The sequence below is a fragment of the Cupriavidus sp. FW305-F7 genome (assembly GCF_058782875.1).
The window spans coordinates 1-22,342 of the sequence record NZ_JBYSYC010000053.1 but is presented as its reverse complement, the minus strand read 5'-3'; the positions used below and the strand labels follow the sequence as shown (position 1 = coordinate 22,342).

Here is a 22,342-nt window from a genome sequence, read left to right as displayed (position 1 = left end):
ATTCCTCCACTATGACCTGTGGGGGCCCGGCATTCTGCGGCCGGGCCAAGTATGAGACAATTTTACATGCGTCGGGGGTGGCGCCAGCCATCCGGACATTCCCTCTGCGCGGCGCAATAAAAACGGCCGCAGGACAGCAAAGGCACGCGCACGGCCGCACGGCGGACGCACGAAGCGTGCCTGATACACCACCTTGGAGAATTTATGGGATTTCTGGCAGGTAAGCGGATCCTGATCACCGGCTTGCTCTCTAACCGGTCGATCGCCTATGGCATCGCATCGGCGTGCAAACGCGAAGGTGCCGAACTGGCCTTCACCTATGTCGGCGAACGGTTCAAGGACCGGATCAGCGACTTTGCCAAGGAATTCGGCACTGACCTGGTATTCGAGTGCGACGTCGGCAGCGACGAGCAGATCGCCGCGACCTTCGCCGCGCTGGGCCAGCGCTGGGAGAAGTTCGACGGGCTGGTGCACTCGATCGGCTTCGCGCCGCGCGACGCCATCGCCGGTGATTTCCTGGAAGGCCTGTCGCGCGAAGGTTTCCGCATCGCCCACGACATTTCCGCATACAGCTTCCCGGCGCTGGCCAAGGCCGCGCTGCCGCTGCTGTCGGACAAGGCCTCGTTGCTGACGCTGACCTACCTGGGTGCCGAGCGCGTGGTCCCCAACTACAACACCATGGGCCTGGCCAAGGCCTCGCTGGAAGCCAGCGTGCGCTACCTGGCCTCGTCGGTCGGCCCGCGCGGCATCCGCGCCAACGGCATCTCCGCCGGCCCGATCAAGACCCTGGCCGCCTCGGGCATCAAGGGCTTCGGCAAGCTGCTCGGCCACTTCGAAGACGTCGCGCCGCTGCGCCGCAACGTCACCATCGAAGAAGTCGGCAACGTGGCCGCCTTCCTGCTGTCCGACCTGGCCAGTGGCGTGACCGGTGAGATCACCTATGTCGACGGCGGCTTCAACGTGGTCGGCGCAAGCGTCGCGGACGCAGAGTAAGCCAGTCCCGCCAGCGGGGATGAAAAAGGGGTGCCCGATGAGGCACCCCTTTTTTGTTCCTTGCGGACCTGTGCGCGGACCAGGTCCGCCTGCATCACGCCTGCGCCGCGGCGGGCGCGCCCTGCCGGCCCATGCTCAGCATCGACCACGCATAGACCACCAGGCCGCCCAGCGCCAGCAGCAGGCCCACCCAGCCGGTGGACTCCCAGCCGTAGCCGGCGGCGATGGTCACCCCGCCCAGCCACGCACCGAGCGCGTTGGCCATGTTGAAGGCCGAGTGGTTGAGGGCCGCGGCCAGCGTCTGCGCGTCGCCGGCGACATCCATCAGCCGGATCTGCAAGGCGGGGCCCAGCGCCACCGTGGTGCCCACCAGCAGCACATTGATGGCCCCCAGCCAGGGATGCGACGCGGTAAAGGTGAAGGCGCCCAGCACCAGCGCCGCCCACACCAGCACGCCGCCGATGGTCGGCATCAAGGCCTTGTCGGCCAGCTTCGCGCCGGCAAGGTTGCCCGCCACCGTGCCGATGCCGAACAGGGCCAGCACCACCGGGATACCCGCCGCCGGCATATGCGCCAGCTCCAGCATGGTCGGCTTGATATAGCTGAACACCGAGAACATGCCGCCAAAGCCGATCGCGCCGATGCCCAGTGTCAGCCACACCTGCTTGTGCTTGAGTGCCGACAGCTCGCGCAGCGGGCTGGCACGCCGGTCGGCCGGCACGAACGGCACCCAGCGCCATACCAGCAGCGCCGTCAGCGCGCCGAGGGCACCGACGATCAGGAAGGCCGAGCGCCAGCCCAGCCAGGTGCCGACCGTGGCCGCGATCGGCACACCTACCAGCGTGGCAATGGTCAGGCCCAGCATCACAAGCCCCACCGCCTGTGCGCGCCGCTCGCGCGGGACCAGGCTGGCGGCCACCAGCGCCGCCACGCCGAAGTAGGTGCCATGCGGAAAGCCCGTGAGCAGGCGCGCCACCATCATCGACAGATAGGAAGGTGCCAGCGCGCTGGCAATATTCCCGGCGGCAAACACCGCCATCAGCGCGATCAGCAGGTTGCGCCGCGGCCAGCGCGCGCCCAGCACCGCCAGCAGCGGCGCGCCGATGACCACGCCCAGCGCATAGGCGCTGATCAGGTGGCCGGCTTGCGGGATGGAAATGGCGAGGTCGCTGGCGGCATCGGGCAGCAAACCCATAATGACGAACTCGCCGGTGCCGATGCCGAAGCTGCCGACGCCAAGCGCCAGCAGCGGCAGGCGGCCGGATGAATGGTGATCGCGGGAAGAAAAGGAAGTATCTGCGCCGCGGACGGGATCCGCGGCGGAATGTGCATGTGGGGCGGCCATGTACAGGATTGCAGGATGTTCAACAAAATGCCGCCCGCTGACGGGTGAGGTCAGTGCCCTCGCCTCTGATCGATCCAGCGTGCTCCTGTGCGGCGCGCAGGCTGTATTGTGCGGCAAAACCGCAAATCTTGCCCGCACCGGCCTGACTGGCCGGCGTTGCGTTGGCTTACCTGGTCACGTGGACCAGCCGGTGCCACCAGTACCGAAGCGAATGCTTCGCGATGCCGAACACCGGCTTGTGGTGGATGCCCACCCGGATGATGTAGCCGTAGACCCCGACCAACACGGCCAGGAACACAAGGGACCAGATGATCCCTGTGCTGTCAGTCTCAGTCATTTCTTCTTCTTGGCGACCTCATCGTGTCCGCGAAACTGGACCGTGCTGAAGGGTGAGGCCGGCACCGATGGCTTCTTCGGTTGCTTGGGTTTCTTGGCTTCGCGGCTGCTGCGTAGTTGACTCTTGGCCATGATGGGCTCCTGAATGGCTTGCCTGGAGATAATGGCAACCCCAGCATACGCGCTAAATCGCCGGCAAAAGAAATATCTTTCGCCAAGAACGCGGGTCATGCGCTGCAGCAGCCAGCGCAGACAGATGCCCGGCTGACGGGAAACGGGTGCATACTAGGGCTGGCAGCACCGGCTGGCGCCAGCAAGCCCAACATGCACGGCGTACCGTGACCGGACAGGAGTTTGCAATGGCACTGAACTTTCCCAATCCCAGCCGCAGCTACGATGCGGCGCGGCACTGCGTTTGTTTCTGGGGCTATGACAACGCGCGCGAAGTGGCATTCCAGGTCACTGACGACATTCTTCTGCGCCTGAGCCACCAGGGTACCGCGGAAGAATCCGCCCTTCTCGCCACCTTCGACCATCATCGGGACCAGATCCTCCAATTGGCCAGGGACCTGTACAACCCCGGGGAACGTACCACCTACACGATTTCCTGACTGGAAAACGCAGCGCGGCGATGGGGCCAGGCCTGTGCCTGCCTCCCCGCCGCGCTACGTTGTCCTGCCCGCTATGCTTGCGCCAGATCAGTTCAACCCGCCCGGATTCTGGGCCGTGTTGTGTTGCTTCGTCTTGGCCGCCCAGAACGCGCCAATCTGCCTCTCGGTTACCTCGCCCTTCTTCTTGGCGTCGATCTGGTCAAACTGTTTGTACACCTCCGGCATACCCGCCTGCGCCTCCTCACGGGTCAGCTTGCCATCGTGATTGGCGTCCGCAGCCTTGAACTTCTCCGAGAACTTCACCTTGGCTTCCTTGGCATTCATCGGCGGCTGCTGTTGCTGCGCACCAATGGTTCCGGAGGCGAGGCAAGCCGCCAGCGCCAGGCTGGCAATCGAAAGCTGTCGCGCAATCATCTGAGTCTCCCTGGATAGTTGGATGGCGAGTGCAGCCAGCCTGATGGTCGTCCGCAACGGGCCAGTTTTCGCAGAGGTCGGGATACAGCGATTGCCCGAACCCCGCCCGAGATCATCGTCGGCTTTCAGGGATTAGGGAATTCAGAAATTTCAGCATCCGATATTAAAACCCTCCCAGGAATGTGACGTGTGCCGCGGCGCGACATCTCCCGTGGCCGAGCTGATGCCTACAACACCTCCACTCCTATGGCCCTTCGTCCTGCCGCAGCCCGGCAAGGTTGTGCTTGATCACGTCCAGCACCGCCGCGGTCATCACCGAAGTGGAGACGCCGAACATCAGGATGCCGTTGGCCGCCTCGAGCGGCCCCAGCAGGCGCCGGGGTTCGGACATGACGATATCTCCATAGCCCAGGGTGGCGAAATTCACGCCAGAGTGATACAGCGCGGTGGCGTAATCGTTGAACTCGCCCAGCAGCATGAACAGGACTGCCCAGATTGCCATCTGCACGAAATTGCCGAGCAACGTCAGCATCATCACGACCGACAACAATAGGATCTCCTGCCACAGCGATTCTCGGGCTTGCCGCGCATGCCTGAAGCGCACGTAGTAGCGCAGGCAGATAGCGACGAAGACCGCCTGCAGCAGCAGGCAGAGCAGCATCACGGGAAGGCCGATCAGCAGGTTGCTCAGCACGACCGGCCTCTTTAGCGGGCGTGCCGTCGTGCGCTGCGCGGCTGGTCGAGCAACTCGATCATCAGCCAGGCATACAGCGTGACGCCGATAAACAGGCCCATGCGCACGGCGAAGGCGGTATAGACATCCTTCCCGGCCGCGCTGTCCTGCACCGACTGGCCCAGCAGGATGATCAGCGTCACGAGAGTGTTCACCCAGAAGCCTGGCGGGTACCGCGACGGGCTGAGACCATACAGCTTGCGCGTCACCAGCAGGCCGAACAGCAGCATCCACAGGAAGTACATCCACAAATGCACGAACAGGCTGAGCGCGCACCAGAACAGGATGGCCAGCACGCCGCCGAACAAGGTCGAGCCAAGCAGTTCGCGCCCGGCGCCGCGTGCCGTGGTGGTGCAGCTTTGCCGGCCAAGGGTGACCGCTTTCATGATGATCGGGATGTACGCGGCCGGGTCGTTCAGCGCCAGCAGGAAGGCCGGCATCACCACCAGCGCAGCGCGCAGCGCAATCCAGGCGGCCTGGTCATCCGGAAGGGCCTTGGCCGCGGGCGGCGCCTGCGCGCCGGCCGGTTCGGGAAACAGCCAGTGGCCAAGTGCCAGCACCACGACCGCGACGAGCAGTCCCTTGACCAGGGCACCGATGACCGTGACCGCCAGACCGAAATCGAAGGTGCCCGCCGCCGAGATCATGGTCAGGCCAATCACCAGGAAGGTCGAGACCAGGTTGTTGCCGCCGCGCAGTCCGTAGCGAAACGCGAGGAACAGGCACAGGCCGATCATCAGCACGCCGCTGACCGGGTAGTAGCGCAGCAAGGGGATCAGCAGCAGGCCGGTGCCAGTAGTCAGCATCACGACCAGCACCAGGCCCAGCCCGGCCTTGGCTGACATCGGCTGGTTGACGCTGGCCAGCAGGAACACGCCGAGCACCGGCGCGAGCATGGGGACCGGCAGGCCCAGGCCGAAGCTGGCCGCCAGGCACAGCGCGGTGCCGCACGCCACGCGCAGCGAACGCTGGGCGCGTGGATCGCGCGCGGGCAACGGCAGCGCCGGGCGGTCAGTAGACATAGGAAAGCCAGCTCATCAGGTACAGGAATACGCGGCCGAGCGGATTGAGCGGGTTGCCCTGGGTGGGAAACGCCATGACCTCGGCCTGCCCGCCCACGCGAATACCGCGCATCGAGGCGAGTTCGCCATGGGCAAGCTCGACCACCACCGGGAAGCGTTGCGCCGGACGCAGCCAGTCCCGGCTGTTCTGCACCGTCGGCAAGCTGCCCGGCGGCGTGCTCGGGCCGACGTTGACGCCATAGCCGACACTGCGCACACGACCTTCGAAGATCCTGCCCGGCAGCGCATCCAGCACGATGGCAACCGGCGTGCCGGGCTCGACACGGCCCAGGTTGTTCTCGGTCATCTCCGCGCTGATCCACAGATCGTGGATCGCGATCAGCGTCATGACCGGGTTGCCGGCCGCGGCAAACTGGCCGGCATCGGTGCGCAGGTCGGTGACCAGCCCGGCGGCGCGCGCCCGCACCTGCGTATTGGCAAGATCCAGTGCGGCCTTTTCCAGGGCCGTGGCGGCGCTGCGCAGCTTGGCGTTCTCTTCCTCGCTGCCCCCCTGCTGTTCGCGCGCACGCTGGACCTCGGCCTTGGCGGCGGCGACCTGGCTGACAGCCTGCTCGAGGCTGGCCCGCGCCACCTCCAGACGGCGCAGGGAAATGGTGCCGGGGTCATCGCTGTACAGGCGCTCCAGGCGGCTGCTGTCCTGGCGCGCCTTGAGTTCGTTGGCGCGTGCTGCGCGCAGCGATGCCTGCGCCGATTCGATGCCCGCGGTGCTGGCGCCGATCTGCCGGCGTGTCGACTCCAGATCGGCGCGGGCGCGGTCCACGGCGATCTTGTAGTGCTGGGGATCCACCTCGAACAGGACAGTGCCTGCCGCAACGTCCTGGTTGTTGCGCACATGCACCTTGGTCACGCGCCCGGACACTTCCGCCGCGACCGGCACCACGAAGGCCTGTACCCGCGCCTGTTGCGTGTACGGGGTCAGGCGGTCGGCCAGCAGGTACCAGACCAGGCTGATGACGATCAGCAGGATCACCCAGCGCACGCCCTTCCTTGCCGGGTCGGCGGCGGGCGGCGGTGCACCGGGCGCTGGGGCTGCGGGGGGTTGCGGGGCGTCGCTCATCGGCTCTCGTTCAGGGAGATCTACCTCTGCTTCACAGGGAGGCTGGCACCGGCGGACGGTGGGCCTGGCTCATCCAGCAGCGTCCCCCAGTCGGTGCGTTGCTGCATCTGCTGACGGGTGGCCGGATCCACCAGTGGCTGCTCGCTGTGCCAGCCGCCGCCAAGCGCCTTGTACAAGGCGATCAGGTTGCTGACGGCATTGCTGCGGTTGACCAGGTAGGTGTCCTGCTGGGTGGCCAGCGCACGCTGGGAATCCAGTACGCGCTGGAAGTCCGAGTAGCCTTCGCGGTAGAGCGCGTTGGCCAGCGTCAGCGAACGCCTGGCGGCCAGCGCGGTGTCGCGCAGGATCTGCTCGCGTTCCAGCGCCTTGATCAGCGCACTGGCGGCATCGTCGGCCTCGCGCGCGGCCTGCCGCACGGCATCCTGGTAGGCGACGATCAGCTGCTGCAGGCGGGCGTCCTGCACGCGCACGGTGTTCTTGATGCGGCCGTAGTCGAACACGTTCCAGCGCAGGCTGGGGCCGCCGATCAGGGCCAGGCTGTTGGGCGTGCCGGCCAGCGTGCTGGCGGACCAGACAATGCTGCCCAGCAGCGTCAGCGACGGATAGAGATCGGCTTCGGCCACGCCGATCAGCGCCGATTGCGCGGCAATCTGCAGCTCGGCGGCGCGGATATCCGGACGGCGCAACAGCAGGCTGGCGGGCACGTCCTGCAGTACCGCGCGATCGATCAGTGGAATCACCCCTTCCTTGCCTGCCAGCTCCGGCAGTTCCGGCAACGGGCCCGGCGGGCGGCCTATCAGCACCGCCAGGGCATTGCGGGTGCGCATGATCTGGCTTTCAAATTCAGGGATGCTGCTCAGGGTGCCCAGGTACTGCGTCTTCGCTTGCTGCAGGTCGAGCTCGTCGGTCTCGCCGCTCTTGAACAGCCGCTCGGTGATTTCAAGGCTGCGCTTTTGCAGCGCCGCGTTTTCGCGGGCGATGCGCAGCCGTGCCTCGGCCGTGCGCAGCGCAAAGTAGGTGTCAGCCACCTGGGCACGCAGCAGCACCAGCACATCGTCGCGGTTGGCGCGGGCGGCAAAATAGGCTGCATCGGCGGATTCGATGGCGCGGCTGAAGCGGCCCCAGAAATCAAGTTCCCAGCCGATGTCGAAGCCCGCGCTGTATTGCCAGAAGCGGCTATTCTGCGGGTTGAGGCCTCCGGCCTGCCGGCGATCCGTGTACAGGGCATCGGCACTGGCCTGCTGCAGTTGCGGGAATCGCCCGCTCTGGGCAATGCCCAGTTGGGCCCGCGCTTCCATCACGCGCAGGCCGGCAATCCGCAGGCTGGCATTGTGCGCGTCGGCTTCGGCGATCAGGCGTTCGAGGGTCGGGTCGGCAAAGACCTGCCACCACTCGCGGATGTCGGGCTGGGCCCGCTGCCCGGTCGCCTGCTCAAGCGCCGGGCTGTGCCACTGCTGCATCCAGGGTTCATGCTGCGGCTGGAAATCCGGCCCCAGGCGCGCGCAGCCGCCAAGGCAGCAGGCGCCGGCCAGCAATGCGCGCAACGGAGGATTCCAGCGCGACATGGGCGGCCCGGACCACTTCAGGTCTGTTGCTGGTTGCCGGGATCCGCGTGCGGCGGCGGGTCTTCCACCCATTGCCAGAACAGCTGATACCCGACCGCGAGCACCACCGGGCCGATGAACAGGCCGATCACGCCGCCGGTCACCATGCCGCCCAGGGCACCGATCAGCACCACCGGCATCGGCACATCGACGCCACGCCCGAGCAGCAGTGGCTTGAGCACGTTGTCGGCCAGTCCCGCCACGAAGACATAGATGGCGAAGACAATAGTGGCAACGCTGGCACCTTCCGTGGCAAAGACATAGATGATCACTGGCACGGTGATCAGCGTGGCCGGCAACTGCGCGATGCCCAGCAGCAGCACGGCCATGGCCAGCACGCCCGCGGCAGGAACCCCCTTGATCACAAAGCCTATGCCGATCAGCAGCATCTGGATGAAGGCGATGCCGACCACCCCCTGCGCCACCGCGCGGATGGTCGCCGTGCATAGCGTGGCGATGCGCGGGCCCCGCTCCGGGCCGAAAATGCGCGAGGCAATCTGCACGGCGCTACGGTTGCCGGCCTCGCCGTAGGCCATGAAGATGCCCCCGATAATCAGCGCGAAGACGAAGATCAGCAGCCCCTTGCCGATGCCGGCGGCTGCGGCCAGCACGGCCAGGCTGATTTCCTTGATCTGAGGCGCCAGCGTCTGCACCAAGCTGGCCAGGTCCGAGGCGGCATACAGCCAGAGGTCATACAGGCGCTGGCCAACCAGCGGCCAGCTGGCGACCGACTCATGCGGTGGCGGAATATGAATGCCTTCGCTCTTGACGATGGCGATCGCATTCTCCATCGAATCGACCATGGCGGCACCCAGCAGGTAGGCTGGCAGCGCAATGATGGCGATGGCGGCCAGCACGATCAGCGTGGCGGCGCGGCCGTCCTTGTTGCCCAGCCTGCGCCTGAGCCTGACCTGCAGCGGGTAGATGGTCACCGCCAGGATCACGGACCAGACAATGAGATCGAGGAAGGGGCGGAATATCTGGAAGCAGAAGATTGCCAGCACCGCGATCAGCCCGGCGCGGATCAGCACATCAAGTAGTCCGCGGGACAGCGCTCTCTCTGAAGTGGGCGTGGGCAACATCGCTGGTCTCCCTGCAGATCACCGCAAAAGTACCGGATCGGCAACCTCATCGCCGCGCATTCGCCAAGCCAGGTTACGTACCGATCTCTTGGACAGGTGAAATCCAGTCTAGACGAGTGACGGGGCCGGGACAACCTCAAAACGTACGCCTATCGCTACATTGGCCGTCTAGTATTGGGGGAGTTGCAGGGCGCCGCCCCCCGGTCTGGTTCGTCCTGCATTCGCCGCGGAGGACCTATGGCCAGATTGCCGACCTCAGCCTTGGCCGTCATTTCGATGCTGCTGCTTGCCGCCTGCGCCTCCCGGCCAGTCAATCCGCCGATCGCGCACGCGGACCAGAGTACCGGCTATCGATTCTTCACGCGGCCCCAGTATTCGGCGGACAACGAGAACCTGGTCATCCTTGCCTTCTCAGGGGGCGGTACGCGCGCGGCAGCGTTCTCGTATGGCGTGCTTGAGTTCCTGCGCAATACCGAAGTCGTCGGACCCAAGGGCAACCGGTCACGCCTGCTCGACCATGTCAGCGTCATCACCGGCGTGTCAGGTGGCAGCTTCACTGCCCTCGCCTACGGCCTGTATGGCGACAAACTGTTTGATCTCTACGAACAGAGCTTCCTCAAACGCGACGTGCAGGGCGAGATCACGTTCCGGACGCTGAATCCGGCGTATTGGCCGTCGTTGTGGTCGAGCGGATGGGGCCGCTCTGAACTGGCCGCCGACCTGTATGACGAAATCCTTTTCCATGGGGCAACCTTTGGCGACCTCCATCGGGGCAAGGGTCCGTTCATCATTGCCTCGGCCACGGACATCTCGACGGGCGCACGCCTGCCATTCACGCAGACCACCTTCGACGTACTCTGCTCCGACCTCAATGCGCTGCGCCTGTCCCGTGCCGCCGCGGCATCGTCGGCGGTTCCTGTGGTCCTGACGCCCATCACGCTCAACAACTACGGGGGCAATTGCGGCTATGTGCCTCCCGACTGGATCAAGCCATTTATCGATGCCAGCGACCCACCCCGGCCGGCCGCTCGCGCAACCCGGCACCTGAAGGAAGAAGCGGAATACGGGGACAGCGTCAATCGGCCCTATATCCATGTCGTGGACGGCGGCGTCTCCGACAACCTGGGCATGCGCAGCGTGCTGGACTCCCTGGAGGTCCTGGAGTCCCTGCACCTGAACGGCCAGCCCTCACCCCTGGACCATACCCGCAGGATCGTTGTCTTTGTCGTCAATTCGCTGTCCACGCCCCGGACGACATGGGACAAGTCAGAGTCTGCGCCGGGCACGCTGGAGATTCTGGTGAAAGCCACCGGCGTGCCAATCGACCACTATTCCTATGAGGCGACCGAACTGTTGAAGGACAATCAGGCCCGGTGGCAAGCCATGCGCCGGCTGCGGGAGTCGCGCGCCTTTGCCACGAACAAGGATGTCGCCGTCACTGCGGCGTTGCGCACGCCGGACGCGACCATCTATGCCATCGATGTGTCGTTTGCCCGACTGACGGACAAGGCGGAACTGGATTACCTGAATGAGCTGGCGACGTCGTTCTCGCTGCCGGCCGAAGCCGTCGACCGCCTGCGCGCCGCCGCGGGAAAGATCATCCTGGAGTCGCCCGATTTCCAGCACTTGCTGAAAGACGTCGGTGCCAGGATCGTGACAGGCCAGGTGCCCGGGAATCGCCCGGCGGGGACGAGTCAGTAACCTGGTTCGATGGGATGGCCCCTGGGGGCTGGCGCGTCCTAGAGGACTCGAACCTCTGACCGCTCGCTTAGAAGGCGAGTGCTCTATCCAACTGAGCTAAGGACGCGAAGGCGTGCATTCTACCGCAGCACCGCTGCGCAGTGACAAGCGGCGCAGGTCAGGATGCGGCGCGCGGCTGTGCGCGCGTGATGTAGTGGCCATCGACAGCGCCGCCATCGGTGCCCGCCTCGCTGCCGGCCGGATGCAGGGACACGCAGTTGCGCCCTTTCAGCTTGGCGTCGTATAGAGCACGGTCGGCGCGGCGCATCAGCGCATCGGCGCCTTCGCCCGGCTGCCGCGCCGCCAGGCCGATGCTGACGGTATAGGCAATCGGGTCGGGCTCGGACGGGCATGGCGTGGCGCGCACCGCCGTGGCCAGCCGCAGGCAGGCAAGCCGGCCCTGCTCCAGCGCCGTATCCGGCATCAGGATGGCAAATTCCTCGCCGCCCAGGCGCCCCGCCACATCGAACTGGCCGAAACTCTTGCGCAGCAGTCCGGCGAAATGCCGCAGCACGCTGTCGCCCGCCAGGTGGCCGTAGACATCGTTGATCGCCTTGAAGTGATCGAGGTCGACAAAGGCCACCGTCAGGGGCTTGCGCTGCCGTTCGGCGCGCAGGCAGGCTGCCTCCAGCTCCTCCCAGAACGCGCCGCGCAGCAGCACATCGGTCAGGTCGTCATGGCGCGCGCGCCGCTCCAGCATGCGGCGCAGCCGGTCGTGCGCCATCAGCGCAAAACTGACCGACACGCCCACCAGTGCAAAGACGTTGAGCATGGCGAGCTCGCCGTCCCACGGCATCGGCCGCGGCCAGGCGCCGCCCTGCATGACTGCCGCCAGCGGCAGCGCCACGGTCCATGCGTTGATGGCTGCCGCGGCGATGACGATCAATACCAGCGACAACGCCGCCAGCCGGCCGGTGCCGCGCGTGGCCGGCACCGACGGCATGGCGCTGCGGGCCAGGTCCAGCAGCAGTGCGATATGGCACATCGTCAGCAGCGGTGCCATCTCCGGCACCAGCACCGGCACGGCAAGATACTGCGGCGCCAGGTCGTGCCAGGCCACCGCCGCTGCGGCCGCCAGGTTCAGCGCCAGCAACGGCACGGCGCGGCCGGGCCGGGCCGCGAAGTGCCGCGCGCCCACGACCATGACCGAGAGCGCCGCCAACAGCGCCAGGTCGCTCGATTCCAGCACCAGCCAAAGCGGGCGCAGTTCCTGCACCGCCGCCAGGGCCGCGGCCATTGCCGCCAGCACACTCCCCAGCGCCCACGACGTCAGGCCGCTGCGATCCATGCCCGCCGAGCGGCGCAACACCACGCAAACCACAGCCATCTGCAGGGCAAACAACCCTGCGATGAGCACAACTATGTGCGACTGAAACATCTTCATTCCCGTCCAAGGCGACCAGCGGTGCACCGCATGGCGCCGCTGTTACCTGCTCTTTACCGGCCCTGTGTCGGACCGTTGTTATCAATGCCGCATACCCGGTTTCAGGACGCCTGGCGCCGCCAGCCGGCAGACGCAAACAGGCCGAGGCGCCCGCCGCGGGCGGGAGCGCCGTTCTTGTTGTGGTGATCAGGTCAGTCCGGAAGGAAATAGGCAAACCGGGCGTTCCCAAAAGCACGCCGGTCGGACTGGTGCGGTTTGCGGATTATCCCAGCGCGCAAACCCAAGTCAAGCCAAAGCGCCCCCGCCAGAAGGGGGAGCAGGCCGGCAAGGTTGAGTGCGCCAGAGCGGGCATCATCACATTAGATTGACCGCAAGCCCAGAGCCCAGCTACAATCGCGGGCTTCGGAGCGTAGCGCAGCCTGGTAGCGCATCTGATTTGGGATCAGAGGGTCGTAGGTTCGAATCCTATCGCTCCGACCAGAAATATGTAATGGAATCAGCGGCTTGGGCGGCAACGTCTAAGCCGCTTTTTTCATTCCCTAACGGCTTTCCTAATTAATTCCTGGCCGCTCCCTAATATCCAGTGGTCGGCGTGCCCTATACAGCACTGATTTAACGCACAGTGGTTCGGGCCCATGCCGCCCCTTCGGCAGAGCAACTCTGACCGATTGCATCCACACTCGCTCGCCCCTCCCAAATTCATGTCCCGGGCATCCGTTCCAAGGGTGTCGATACCTGGCGCATACGGCACCATGGCCATAACAACGCCTGCCAGAGGCTATGAGGCGCGTCGCCTGAACCGAGCCCCACATCAACGAACTCGTCGCGCCCAGGCCGGCGTAGCGTGCCGAAGAGGATGTCCCAGAGGGGGAAGAGATTGGAGAAATTCTTATTGCGGTCACGCTCGTGCCGAGAGTGGTGCAGGCGATGATATTGCGGATGCTGGATTAGCAAAGCGAACCTGGGTGAATAGCGCAGATTCATGTGTGCGGCATGGTTATTGATGAGAAAGATGATCGCAGCAGCCGCCCCTACGCTCGGCGGGACCTTAAAGAGAACACCGACAAGCGGAAACAGGCAAGCCGCCCTGAGCAGCGGCTCGACCCAAAAATGACGGTACGTCAGCGTTACGTCGAAATGCTCGGCGCTGTGGTGCAGCTCATGCATCTTCCATAACACCGGGAACGTATGCTGGGCCCGGTGGATGAGGTACTCCAGCAGATCGGTCGTCAACAGGACCGCGAGCAACGCTAAGCACCACCCTGCGATACTGTCCTCAAAGGAGATCCAACCCGCGCCCAGCGTGCGAGTCAGCGTCAGCGGGACTTCCAGCAGCAGCGGCTGCAGTGCGGAATTCAGGACCAGCATCACGATCCCATAGCGAACGTTGAACCAGGCAGGCCCGGACGCTCGCGGCCTGGCGGGCGTCACACGCCTTTCCAGCGAGACCATGATCAGCAGCGTCACGCACATCGGAGCCACGCTTAACAGGGCGCGGATTGAGATGTCTTCGAGGAAGCGCACGAGTTCCGCGCTCATATCCCCCCTCCACTATTTATTTCTGCAAGCGTAATTCTCCGACCCACGAAGCCATATCAGGCAGAGGTATGTTTCGGACGTGAACGGTCGCCTCGGCCGTGTTGCGGTCGCACGCCAAATACTTGGCAATTCACTATTGATTTTGCTGCTTTAGTGCTGGATTAAAGTCCAGTGCGCCATGCGGCGCCGGGCGCCCATACAAAAGCCCCTCCCAGCGCTGCCGGCCTGGCAAGATCTGTTCTCACCACCGCAGCAAGTCCGGCCAGATCAGCGCGCCCGCGAACAGCATCAGCATCACCGCGACAATGACCAGCCCCCGGCTTGGGCCCGCATGGCCGGTCTCAACCTTTGGCATCCATGACTGGCCTGCGCCGGCCGGGACCGCAGGTGACGGCGGCGGCACGGGTGGCGCAGGCATGCTGATCGCAACACGCGGCACGAAGTCGGCCTCGGCCAGCAGGAAGCCCATGGGCGTGGCCTGGCCGGCAGCACCCATGTGCTGGAACAGCAGCTTGGACAGCGCCAGACAATCATCCAGCGCAACCTGTGGGCGGGGCCGAAATATGTGCAGGTGCGCGCACAGTGTATCAAGCTTGTGGTTGGGGGCGTGGAAGTACTGGGCCCAGCGAACCTGGCGCACCGAGCAGCGCCAGCGCTTGTGCTGGATGTCGGGAAGCACTTTTCCCAGCATCCGCGCGTTGAATTCGGCGCCGTGGGCGACCAGCACATCCGCGTCGTCAATGATGGCGCGGATGGTATCGACGTCAAAGCGCCGCCCGCGCAGCATCTCGGCGGTCAATCCGTGCGTGCCGGTGGCAGCTTCGCTGATCGGCACGGTGGGCTCCTGCGAGCCGTAATAGTCAGTGATCTCCCGCAATAGCGTGCCAGCCCGCGGCGCCACTTCGACAAGCAGCAGGCCGATGCTGACGGGCTCGTCCGCTGGCGTGAGCCCAGTGGTTTCGGTACTGACGATTGCGACCCGCATGGGCTCGGTACTCCGGTGTAGCCGTCCGCAGGCATGGTTGGCGGCGGCCGCTCTGATCGTTTGCCTCTAGGTTAGTGCGAGCGCGTTAGACGTCATATCAACCAGATGGGCTAACCGAAAGCGCCAGCCGGGAGGATGCCGGCTGCTACCACCCCTCCCTCATCTCCACCTCCTGGTTCAGGCAGGCTGCTGCTCCGTCTCGCCACGCCGTCGCTCGAGATTGCAATAGACGTCGGCCGCCACCAACCCGAAGAGCGCATGGGCGAACAGGCTTTCCCAGCCGCGGGCCTCGTCGAACCAGTTGAAGTAGGCGCCCAGCAGATAGAAATTGACCAGGTAGACCACCACGCCAAACACGATCCCGACCACCGAGGCCAACCACAGGCTGGAATCGAAACGGAATGACGACAGGATTATTGCCAGCACCGCCGCCAGGATGATCGACAGCGCGAAGTGCACCGTCCCCGCCGAAAGCACGACGGTCCAGTTGAAGGCATCAGCAGACAGCGCTTCACGCCCGAGGATGATTGCCGCGACCATCTTCACGGTGCCCCAGGCGCCCTGGTACAGCAGGAAGCGCGCCGTCAGCAGCTCCAGCACCATGTAGACCGCGCCGGCAATCAGCCCCGCCACCACGGCTGCCCGCCAGTCCGGCCGGCAGCGAACGTAGCGGTGCGATTCCAGATGGAGTTCCATGGCAGTCTCCTTGCGAGATCCGGCCCGGCAAGGCCGTACGAGTTAGTTCTAGCTCATATGGGGCAAATACCAAGCCGGCCAGACCACATTAAGATACCTCTACGGCACATCTATTGCCGACCTGCCCGGCGCGGTGCAACCGCCGTGGCCGGCCGTCCGGCGCAACGTGCTGGCCATGCTGCAACTGCGTACGTGATACAATGTCCAAGTAGCCCCCGGGGTGTCCGTGCATCCCTGTAACCGGGCGTTCTCACCAGCGCGCTCTCGCGAGCGAACAGCAGCCGCCGGCGCGGGCCTTCCGCGACGACACCAAACTGGCGAACCACCGGGTACAACCTGCCCGCCTGCTCCGCAAAGCACACGGCCTCCCCGGCCGTCAGCGGCCAGGCTCGCCCAAGCCATCCGCGCCCATTGGGCGATACCGCTGACAGGACCGAGCATCAGGCGCCGCGCGCCGCAGTCCGCGTGAGCTTGCCCCGAACAACCCAAGGCGCACTTCGCCACAATCGGCGCAATGTGCCGCGGTTCCGCGCCGTGACGGGCGAACCGAACAGGATTTTTGAAATCGCAACCATGCAGCCTTCACGGGCTGTCGGAAAGGAAGACAGATTGGCTAAGGAAGAACTCATTGAATTTGGCGGCGTGGTGTCGGAAGCCCTGCCTGACAACCGCTATCGTGTCACGCTGGAAAACGGCGTCGAAATCTGGGCATACGCTTCGGGCAAGATGCAGAAGCACCGCATCCGCATCCTGGCCGGCGACCGTGTCACCCTGGAAATGTCGCCCTATGACCTGACCAAGGGACGCATCAACTTCCGCCACAAGTCCTGAGTTTCTGCGCGGCCCCGGCGATACCGCATGCGCGGCTGTCGCCCGCGCCGCGGCCGTTGTGCGCCGACGCGCTGTCACGCCGCTGACACCGCGCCCGGACACACTTGCGGGCTGCCCGACAGGCAGCCCGCTTCCGTTTACGCGCTGCGTGCAGCCTGGCCTGCGCCACCGGCGCGGGCCCGCTGGCGCTTGCGCCGCTCGGGCCGCTTCACCATACTCGAAGCACGCTCATTGCCCCGCCCGACATGAACCTGATCCTGTGGCGCCACGCCGAAGCCGAAGACCTCCCCGACGCGCTCAGCCTGAGCCGCCATGCCGACCTGCAGCGCCCGCTCACACGCCGCGGCCGCAAGCAGGCGGAGGTATCCGCCAAATGGCTGCGCGCGCATCTGCCGGCCGACACCCGCGTGCTGTGCAGCCCCGCGCTGCGCACCCGTGAAACGGCGGCCGCGCTGACTGCCAAGGCGGAGATCATTGATGCCCTTGCGCCCGGCGCCGACGTCAGCGCGGTGCTTGCCGCGGTCGAGTGGCCGGAACGCCCCGAGCATGTGGTGGTGGTCGGGCACCAGCCCTGGATTGGCCGCGTCGCCAGCCTGCTGCTGGCCGGCTCGGAAATGAACTGGAGCGTGCGCAAGAGCGGCATCTGGTGGCTGACCGGCCGCACCCGCGAAAGCGAGGCGCAGACCGTGCTGCGCGCCGTCATCAACCCCGAATTCCTCTGAGCCTTGCCTTCCGGCATGCCTGGTACCGCCTGACGGCACCTGACCCATCCTGTCCCGTCAAAATCAGAAATGGCTGATGGCGGGCGGAATCTCCCGTTACCAGAGTGGCCTTGGCGCCTCTTCCGGTGCCGAAAGCAGGTGTCACGGAGATTCCCCATGAATGGGCCGGCCAATCGTCATATTGCTGGCGAGGAACGCAACTCACACCCCTGACCCGTCGCCCGAAACTGCCCAACCGTGCGCCCTGGCAGGAGACGTCACGGAACGGTCATCCCCGGGTCACGGCACTGTCACCCGCCCTCACTACATTGCATCGCAACAGTTTCGTCACCAAAAGGACATACTGATGCGAGATCTGCCGACGCCCACCCAGCCGCTTTTTGACTCTCTGCCCAATGGCCTTGGTAGCCAGACGGCGCGGAGCCGTCTTCATCGCCAATCAGATACACCGGCACATGAATCGCCTGTTCTCAGCGTGGCGTGGGCGCGCCACCAGGACGAAGTAGTCGAAGCCCAGCGCCTGCGCTACAAGGTCTTTGCCGAGGAAATGGGCGCGCGCCTGACGTCTTCCGTGCCGGAGTTGGACATCGACATGTTCGATGCCTACTGCGACCACCTGATCGTGCGCGACATGGCCACGCTGCGCGTGGTGGGCACCTACCGCGTGCTGCCGCCGCACCAGGCCAAGCGCCTGGGCTGCCTGTACGCGGAATCGGAATTCGACCTGGTGCGCCTGGCCCACCTGCGCCCCAAGATGCTGGAACTGGGCCGCTCCTGCGTGCACCGCGACTACCGTTCGGGCAGCGTCATCATGGCGCTGTGGGGCGGCCTGGGCGAGTACCTGCAGCGCTGGGGCATCGAATCGATGCTGGGCTGCGCCAGCGTGCCGATGAACGACGGCGGCCACTACGCGGCCAGCCTCCACCGGCTGTTCAGCGAACGCTCGCTGGCACCGATCGAATACCATGCCTTCCCGCGCGTGCCGCTGCCGGTCGAGGACCTGAACCAGCAGCTGGACGTCGAGCCGCCCGCGCTGATCAAGGGCTACTTGCGCCTGGGCGCAAAGATCTGCGGCCAGCCGGCCTGGGATCCGGACTTCAACGTGGCGGACTTCCTGACGCTGCTGCGCGTGAACGACATGAACCCGCGCTACGCCCGCCACTTCCTCGGCCTGAACAACGCCGCCTGAGCGGCGCCTGGCCCTGTCAGCGGCCGCCGCCCCTGGCGGCCGCCCTCCGCGCTGCGCTCAGTCGTAGATGACCTTGTAGCGCTTGCCGATCCGTTGCCATTCGTCAGCCTCCTGCGCGAGGCTGTATTCGATCAGCGGATTGGCCTCGATCCAAGCCTGCGGCAGGCGCACGGTGAAGCCTTCGTCCAGCGCTTCGGCCAGCTGGCTCACACGGATATCGGGCAAGGCCACGTCCGAGCGGCGCCGGCACAGCACAAAGGCCAGGCGCAGGCTGAACAGCATGCGCCAGTCGACGAACCTGCCGCTGCCCGACAGCTTGCCGAGCTTGCCGGCATGGCCCAGCAACAGCGTCGCCAGCCGCGCCTGGTCGGTCTTGGAAAAGCCCGGCATGTCGGCATGAGTGGCGATATAGGCCGAATGCTTGTGGTAGCCGCTGTGCGAGATCGTCATGCCGATCTCATGCAGGCTGGCGGCCCAGCCCAGCAGCGCCAGGTTGTCCTCGCGCCGTTCGTTGGCTGGCTCCGGGAACTGTGACAACAGCGTCTGCGCGGCGCGGCGCACGCGGCTGGACTGGGCCCGGTCTACGCCGTAGCGGCGCATGAACTGGTCCACCGTGACGGTGCGCATGTCCTCATGGTGGCTGCGTCCGAGCAGGTCGTACAGCACGCCCAGCCGCAGCGCGCCGTCGGTGACATCCATGCGCTCGATATCGAGTTCGGCAAACACGCCCAGCATGATCGACAAGCCGCCCGGCAGCACCGGGATGCGGTCCGCCTTGAGGCCGGTCAGCTTGACGCGGTTGGTATTCTCGGCCTTGATCAGCGCGCGCTTGAGGCGCTCCAGCCCCTCGCGCGTGATACCGTGCTCGGCGGTGCTGTCGTTCATGCCATTGAGTTCGATCAGCTCGGCCAGCGCGCGCGCCGTGCCCGACGAGCCGACCGCCTGCTCCCAGCCCGCGGCGCGGTACTGGCGTACCAGCACCTGGATCTCGCGGCGCGCGGCCAGCTCGGCCTGCTTCATCGCATATTCATCGACGTTGCCGCTGGGGAAGAACTGGCGGCTGTGCGATACGCAGCCGATATACAGGCTCTCCATCAGCTTGGACTGGTAGCCGTTGCCGATGATGAACTCGGTCGAGCCGCCGCCGATATCGACCACCAGGCGGTTGCCCTGGCAGGCCGGAGCGTCGTGCGAGGCCCCGAGGTAGATCAGCCGCGCCTCTTCGCGCCCGGCGATCACTTCGATCGGGAAGCCCAGCGCGCTTTCAGCCTCGATCAGGAACTCGGACGCGTTCTTGGCCACGCGCAGCGTATTGGTGGCGACGGCGCGCACCTGGTTGGGCGCGAACTCGCGCAGCCGGTCGCCGAAGCGCCGCAGCGCATCGATGCCGCGGCGCCGCGCGGGCTGGTCCAGGTATTTGTCGGGCGTCAGGCCGGCGGCCAGGCGGACCGGCTCGCGCAGCGCGTCGACCTGGAAGATCTGGCTGGCCGGGCCATTGGCGGTGGGGGTTTCGTCCACCCGCCCGATCATCAGGCGGAAGCTGTTCGAACCCATGTCGACGGCAGCCAGCAGGCGTGGGGTGTTGTTCATCGTGTGCTAGGAGGGCTGGTTCGCGTTGGCGTTGCGTGGCGCGGCAGGTGCACTCTGGTGCCTTGGCCTGCCGGCGTTCGCGCCCGGGAAAAATATGTCCTGGTCATGTCTGCATCATGACAAAATCAAACTGTCATAAAAGTGACACGTTTTTATGAAAAAGTCGCCACATTACCAAAAGAAGGTCATGCTCATGTCGACGACTCCGTCCAGTACGCTGCTCAACCGCGAACTGGGCATCCTGGAATTCAATGCCCGCGTGCTGGCACAGGCGGCGGACCCGAAAGTCCCGCTGCTGGAGCGGCTGAAATTCATCTGCATCGTGTCCAGCAACCTGGACGAGTTCTTTGAAATCCGCATGGCGGGCCTGAAGGAACAGCTGCGCGACAACGCTTCGGGCCTGACGCCGGACGGCCTGTCATTCCAGCAGACCTACCAGCTTGTCACCGAGCGCACGCAACGGCTTGTGGCTTCGCAGTATGACATGCTGCAGAACACCATTTTTCCACTACTTGAAAAAGAGGGGGTCTTTTTCCACCTGACCACCACCTGGACCGACGCCCAGCGCGAATGGGCGCGCGAGTTCTTCCAGCGCGAACTGGGGCCGGTGCTGACCCCGATTGCGCTGGATCCCGCCCATCCCTTTCCCCGCGTGCTCAACAAGAGCCTGAACTTCGTGGTGGAATTGTCCGGCAAGGACGCGTTCGGCCGCGACGCCGACCTGGCCATCGTGCAGGCGCCGCGCGCGCTGCCGCGCGTGGTGAAGATGCCGGAGAAGCTGTCGGGCTACCCGTACGGCTTCGTGATGCTGTCATCCTTCATGCAGGGCTTCGTGCATGAGTTGTTCCCGGCCATTGCCGTGCACGGTTGCTACCAGTTCCGCGTCACGCGCAACTCCGACCTGTTCGTCTCGGAAGACGAGATCACCGACCTGCGCGAGGCGCTGCAGGGCGAACTGCCCACGCGCCATTTCGGCGACACGGTGCGCCTGGAAGTCTCTTCGGACACGCCGGCACCGCTGGCGCGCCGGCTGCTGCTGGAATCGGGCCTCGCCGAGCAGGACCTGTACCGCGTTTCCGGCCCGGTGAACCTGGTGCGGCTGATGCAGATCCCCGACATGGTGGACCGGCCCGCGCTGAAGTTTGCGCCGTATGTGCCCGCCCCGGTCAAGGCCTTCTCCGCCGGCACGTCGATGTTCGACGTGATGCGACAGCAGGACGTGCTGCTGCACCACCCGTACGAGAGCTTCAGTTCTGTGCTCGACCTGCTGCAGCTGGCAGCGGCCGACCCCAACGTGGTCGCGATCAAGCAGACGGTCTATCGCACCGGCAATGAGTCGCTGGTCATGGAAGCGCTGATGACCGCCGCGCGCAACGGCAAGGAAGTCACGGTGGTGGTGGAGCTGCTGGCACGCTTTGACGAGGAGACCAACATCAACTGGGCCGAGCGCCTGGAATCCGCGGGCGCACACGTGATCTACGGCGTGGTCGGCCACAAGTGCCACGCCAAGATGCTGCTGATCGTTCGGCGCGAGCCCACCGGCCCCAAGGTCAAGCAGGTCAAGCTGCGGCGCTACGCCCACCTCGGCACCGGCAACTACCATCCGCGCACCGCCCGCCTCTACACCGACTTCGGCCTGCTGACGGCCAACGAGGAGATCTGCGAAGACGTGCACCACGTGTTCCAGCTGCTGACCGGCACCGCCGGCACCATCCGGCTGAACCACCTGTGGCAGTCGCCCTTCACCATGCAGAGCAACCTGGTCGACCATATCCGCGCCGAAGCCCGCAACGCGCGCGCCGGCAAGCCCGCGCGCATCATCGCCAAGATGAACGCGCTGCTGGAGCCGTCGATCATCGACGAGCTGTACAAGGCCTCGCGCGCGGGAGTGAGGATCGACCTGATCGTGCGCGGCGTGTGCGCGCTGATGCCGGGCGTGCCGGGCATGTCCGAGAACATCTCGGTGCGCTCGATCATCGGCCGCTTCCTGGAACACCACCGGGTCTACTATTTCCACGCCGGCGGCGAAGAGGTGCTGTACCTGTCCAGCGCCGACTGGATGGACCGCAACCTGTTCCGCCGCGTCGAAGTTGCCTTCCCGGTGCTGGACAAGGCGCTGAAGGCGCGCGTCATCAAGGAAAGCCTGCAGGTACACCTGCGCGACAACGCCTCGGCATGGATCATGCAGCCGGACGGCAACTATGCGCGCACGCAGACGCGCTCGAAGCGTCCGCATGTGAGCCAGAACGATATGCTGGTGATGTTCGGCGGCACACCCTGAGCGGGCTCTATGCTTCCCTGAGGCATGGCATGCAAAACCCCGCCGCGGCGGTAATGCCGTTCAGTTAAGGTCCTTTCTGAGGAACCGGACGGTGTAGCGCTTAGGCAGGGCTTTGACCACGCGGGGGC

21 protein-coding genes and 2 tRNA genes are annotated in these 22,342 nt (G+C 65.3%); 8 read left to right on the top strand and 15 right to left on the bottom strand.

Annotation, left to right across the window (positions count from 1 at the left end; all coding sequences use genetic code 11):
* The first annotated feature begins 204 nt into the window (after positions 1-204).
* A complete protein-coding gene (fabI, locus tag AC3WL8_RS33770; protein ID WP_013957259.1) occupies positions 205-993 on the top strand; it encodes an enoyl-ACP reductase FabI in 789 nt (262 codons plus the stop codon).
* A gap of 94 nt (positions 994-1,087) precedes the next feature.
* On the opposite strand, the gene AC3WL8_RS33765 is transcribed toward fabI, so the two are convergent.
* The 3 genes from AC3WL8_RS33765 to AC3WL8_RS33755 form a co-directional block, all read right to left on the bottom strand.
* Entirely contained in the window at positions 1,088-2,338 is a 1,251-nt protein-coding gene (locus AC3WL8_RS33765) for an MFS transporter (RefSeq protein WP_211979895.1), read from the bottom strand.
* Positions 2,339-2,504: 166 nt separating this feature from the next.
* Positions 2,505-2,675: a hypothetical protein gene (locus AC3WL8_RS33760; protein ID WP_211979896.1), complete on the bottom strand. Its 171-nt coding sequence runs from the start codon at positions 2,673-2,675 to the stop codon at positions 2,505-2,507.
* Entirely contained in the window at positions 2,672-2,806 is a 135-nt protein-coding gene (locus AC3WL8_RS33755) for a hypothetical protein (RefSeq protein ID WP_013957262.1), read from the bottom strand. The genes AC3WL8_RS33760 and AC3WL8_RS33755 overlap by 4 nt, the downstream gene beginning before the upstream one ends.
* Before the next feature lie 227 nt (positions 2,807-3,033).
* On the opposite strand from AC3WL8_RS33755, the gene AC3WL8_RS33750 reads away from it, so the two are divergent.
* Positions 3,034-3,285: a DUF1488 family protein gene (locus tag AC3WL8_RS33750; RefSeq protein ID WP_013957263.1), complete on the top strand. Its 252-nt coding sequence runs from the start codon at positions 3,034-3,036 to the stop codon at positions 3,283-3,285.
* Between the two features lie 87 nt (positions 3,286-3,372).
* Here AC3WL8_RS33750 and AC3WL8_RS33745 read toward each other — a convergent pair whose 3' ends face one another.
* From AC3WL8_RS33745 to AC3WL8_RS33720, 6 genes are all read right to left on the bottom strand, one after another.
* Complete coding sequence (locus AC3WL8_RS33745) at positions 3,373-3,699, bottom strand: EF-hand domain-containing protein (protein ID WP_211979897.1); 327 nt, start codon at positions 3,697-3,699, stop codon at positions 3,373-3,375.
* 244 nt (positions 3,700-3,943) lie between these two features.
* Positions 3,944-4,393: a potassium channel family protein gene (locus AC3WL8_RS33740; protein WP_211979898.1), complete on the bottom strand. Its 450-nt coding sequence runs from the start codon at positions 4,391-4,393 to the stop codon at positions 3,944-3,946.
* Positions 4,394-4,404: 11 nt separating this feature from the next.
* Positions 4,405-5,454 (bottom strand): DUF2955 domain-containing protein, encoded by a 1,050-nt coding sequence (locus AC3WL8_RS33735; protein WP_492379729.1) that lies wholly within the window; start codon positions 5,452-5,454, stop codon positions 4,405-4,407.
* On the bottom strand, positions 5,444-6,571 hold the full coding sequence (locus AC3WL8_RS33730) for an HlyD family secretion protein (protein WP_013957267.1): 1,128 nt from the start codon (positions 6,569-6,571) through the stop codon (positions 5,444-5,446). Before AC3WL8_RS33730 ends, AC3WL8_RS33735 begins: the two co-directional genes overlap by 11 nt.
* Positions 6,572-6,591: 20 nt before the next feature.
* The gene (locus AC3WL8_RS33725; protein WP_153953647.1) at positions 6,592-8,136 is read right to left on the bottom strand and encodes an efflux transporter outer membrane subunit; all 1,545 of its coding nucleotides are present in this window, start codon (positions 8,134-8,136) and stop codon (positions 6,592-6,594) included.
* 17 nt (positions 8,137-8,153) lie between these two features.
* Complete coding sequence (locus AC3WL8_RS33720) at positions 8,154-9,257, bottom strand: AI-2E family transporter (protein ID WP_211979900.1); 1,104 nt, start codon at positions 9,255-9,257, stop codon at positions 8,154-8,156.
* Between the two features lie 276 nt (positions 9,258-9,533).
* On the opposite strand from AC3WL8_RS33720, the gene AC3WL8_RS33715 reads away from it, so the two are divergent.
* Positions 9,534-10,958 carry a patatin-like phospholipase family protein gene (locus AC3WL8_RS33715; RefSeq protein WP_492379728.1) on the top strand — a complete coding sequence of 475 codons (1,425 nt, stop codon included), beginning with the start codon at positions 9,534-9,536 and terminating at the stop codon, positions 10,956-10,958.
* A gap of 29 nt (positions 10,959-10,987) precedes the next feature.
* Here the strand turns inward: AC3WL8_RS33715 and AC3WL8_RS33710 are convergent.
* Positions 10,988-11,064 (bottom strand) — tRNA-Arg (locus AC3WL8_RS33710).
* Positions 11,065-11,115: 51 nt separating this feature from the next.
* The gene (locus AC3WL8_RS33705; RefSeq protein ID WP_492379727.1) at positions 11,116-12,375 is read right to left on the bottom strand and encodes a GGDEF domain-containing protein; all 1,260 of its coding nucleotides are present in this window, start codon (positions 12,373-12,375) and stop codon (positions 11,116-11,118) included.
* A 409-nt stretch (positions 12,376-12,784) separates the two neighbouring features.
* Between AC3WL8_RS33705 and AC3WL8_RS33700 the strand changes: the two genes are divergently transcribed.
* A tRNA-Pro gene (locus AC3WL8_RS33700) sits at positions 12,785-12,861 on the top strand.
* A gap of 219 nt (positions 12,862-13,080) precedes the next feature.
* Here the strand turns inward: AC3WL8_RS33700 and AC3WL8_RS33695 are convergent.
* The 3 genes from AC3WL8_RS33695 to AC3WL8_RS33685 form a co-directional block, all read right to left on the bottom strand.
* Positions 13,081-13,920 (bottom strand): sterol desaturase family protein, encoded by an 840-nt coding sequence (locus AC3WL8_RS33695; protein ID WP_211979901.1) that lies wholly within the window; start codon positions 13,918-13,920, stop codon positions 13,081-13,083.
* 241 nt (positions 13,921-14,161) lie between these two features.
* Positions 14,162-14,905: a DNA polymerase III subunit epsilon gene (locus tag AC3WL8_RS33690; protein ID WP_211979902.1), complete on the bottom strand. Its 744-nt coding sequence runs from the start codon at positions 14,903-14,905 to the stop codon at positions 14,162-14,164.
* A gap of 177 nt (positions 14,906-15,082) precedes the next feature.
* The gene (locus tag AC3WL8_RS33685) at positions 15,083-15,601 is read right to left on the bottom strand and encodes a hypothetical protein (RefSeq protein ID WP_013957274.1); all 519 of its coding nucleotides are present in this window, start codon (positions 15,599-15,601) and stop codon (positions 15,083-15,085) included.
* Between the two features lie 609 nt (positions 15,602-16,210).
* Between AC3WL8_RS33685 and infA the strand changes: the two genes are divergently transcribed.
* The 3 genes from infA to AC3WL8_RS33670 all read left to right on the top strand — a co-directional run bounded on the left by infA (position 16,211) and on the right by AC3WL8_RS33670 (position 18,343).
* A complete protein-coding gene (gene infA, locus AC3WL8_RS33680) occupies positions 16,211-16,432 on the top strand; it encodes a translation initiation factor IF-1 (RefSeq protein WP_008641674.1) in 222 nt (73 codons plus the stop codon).
* Positions 16,433-16,677: 245 nt separating this feature from the next.
* Positions 16,678-17,154 carry a SixA phosphatase family protein gene (locus AC3WL8_RS33675; protein WP_013957275.1) on the top strand — a complete coding sequence of 159 codons (477 nt, stop codon included), beginning with the start codon at positions 16,678-16,680 and terminating at the stop codon, positions 17,152-17,154.
* Positions 17,155-17,500: 346 nt separating this feature from the next.
* Positions 17,501-18,343: a GNAT family N-acetyltransferase gene (locus tag AC3WL8_RS33670; RefSeq protein WP_211979903.1), complete on the top strand. Its 843-nt coding sequence runs from the start codon at positions 17,501-17,503 to the stop codon at positions 18,341-18,343.
* A 57-nt stretch (positions 18,344-18,400) separates the two neighbouring features.
* Here AC3WL8_RS33670 and ppx read toward each other — a convergent pair whose 3' ends face one another.
* A complete protein-coding gene (ppx, locus tag AC3WL8_RS33665) occupies positions 18,401-19,933 on the bottom strand; it encodes an exopolyphosphatase (RefSeq protein WP_013957277.1) in 1,533 nt (510 codons plus the stop codon).
* Positions 19,934-20,087: 154 nt separating this feature from the next.
* On the opposite strand from ppx, the gene ppk1 reads away from it, so the two are divergent.
* Entirely contained in the window at positions 20,088-22,214 is a 2,127-nt protein-coding gene (ppk1, locus tag AC3WL8_RS33660) for a polyphosphate kinase 1 (RefSeq protein ID WP_211979905.1), read from the top strand.
* The last annotated feature ends 128 nt before the right edge of the window (positions 22,215-22,342 follow it).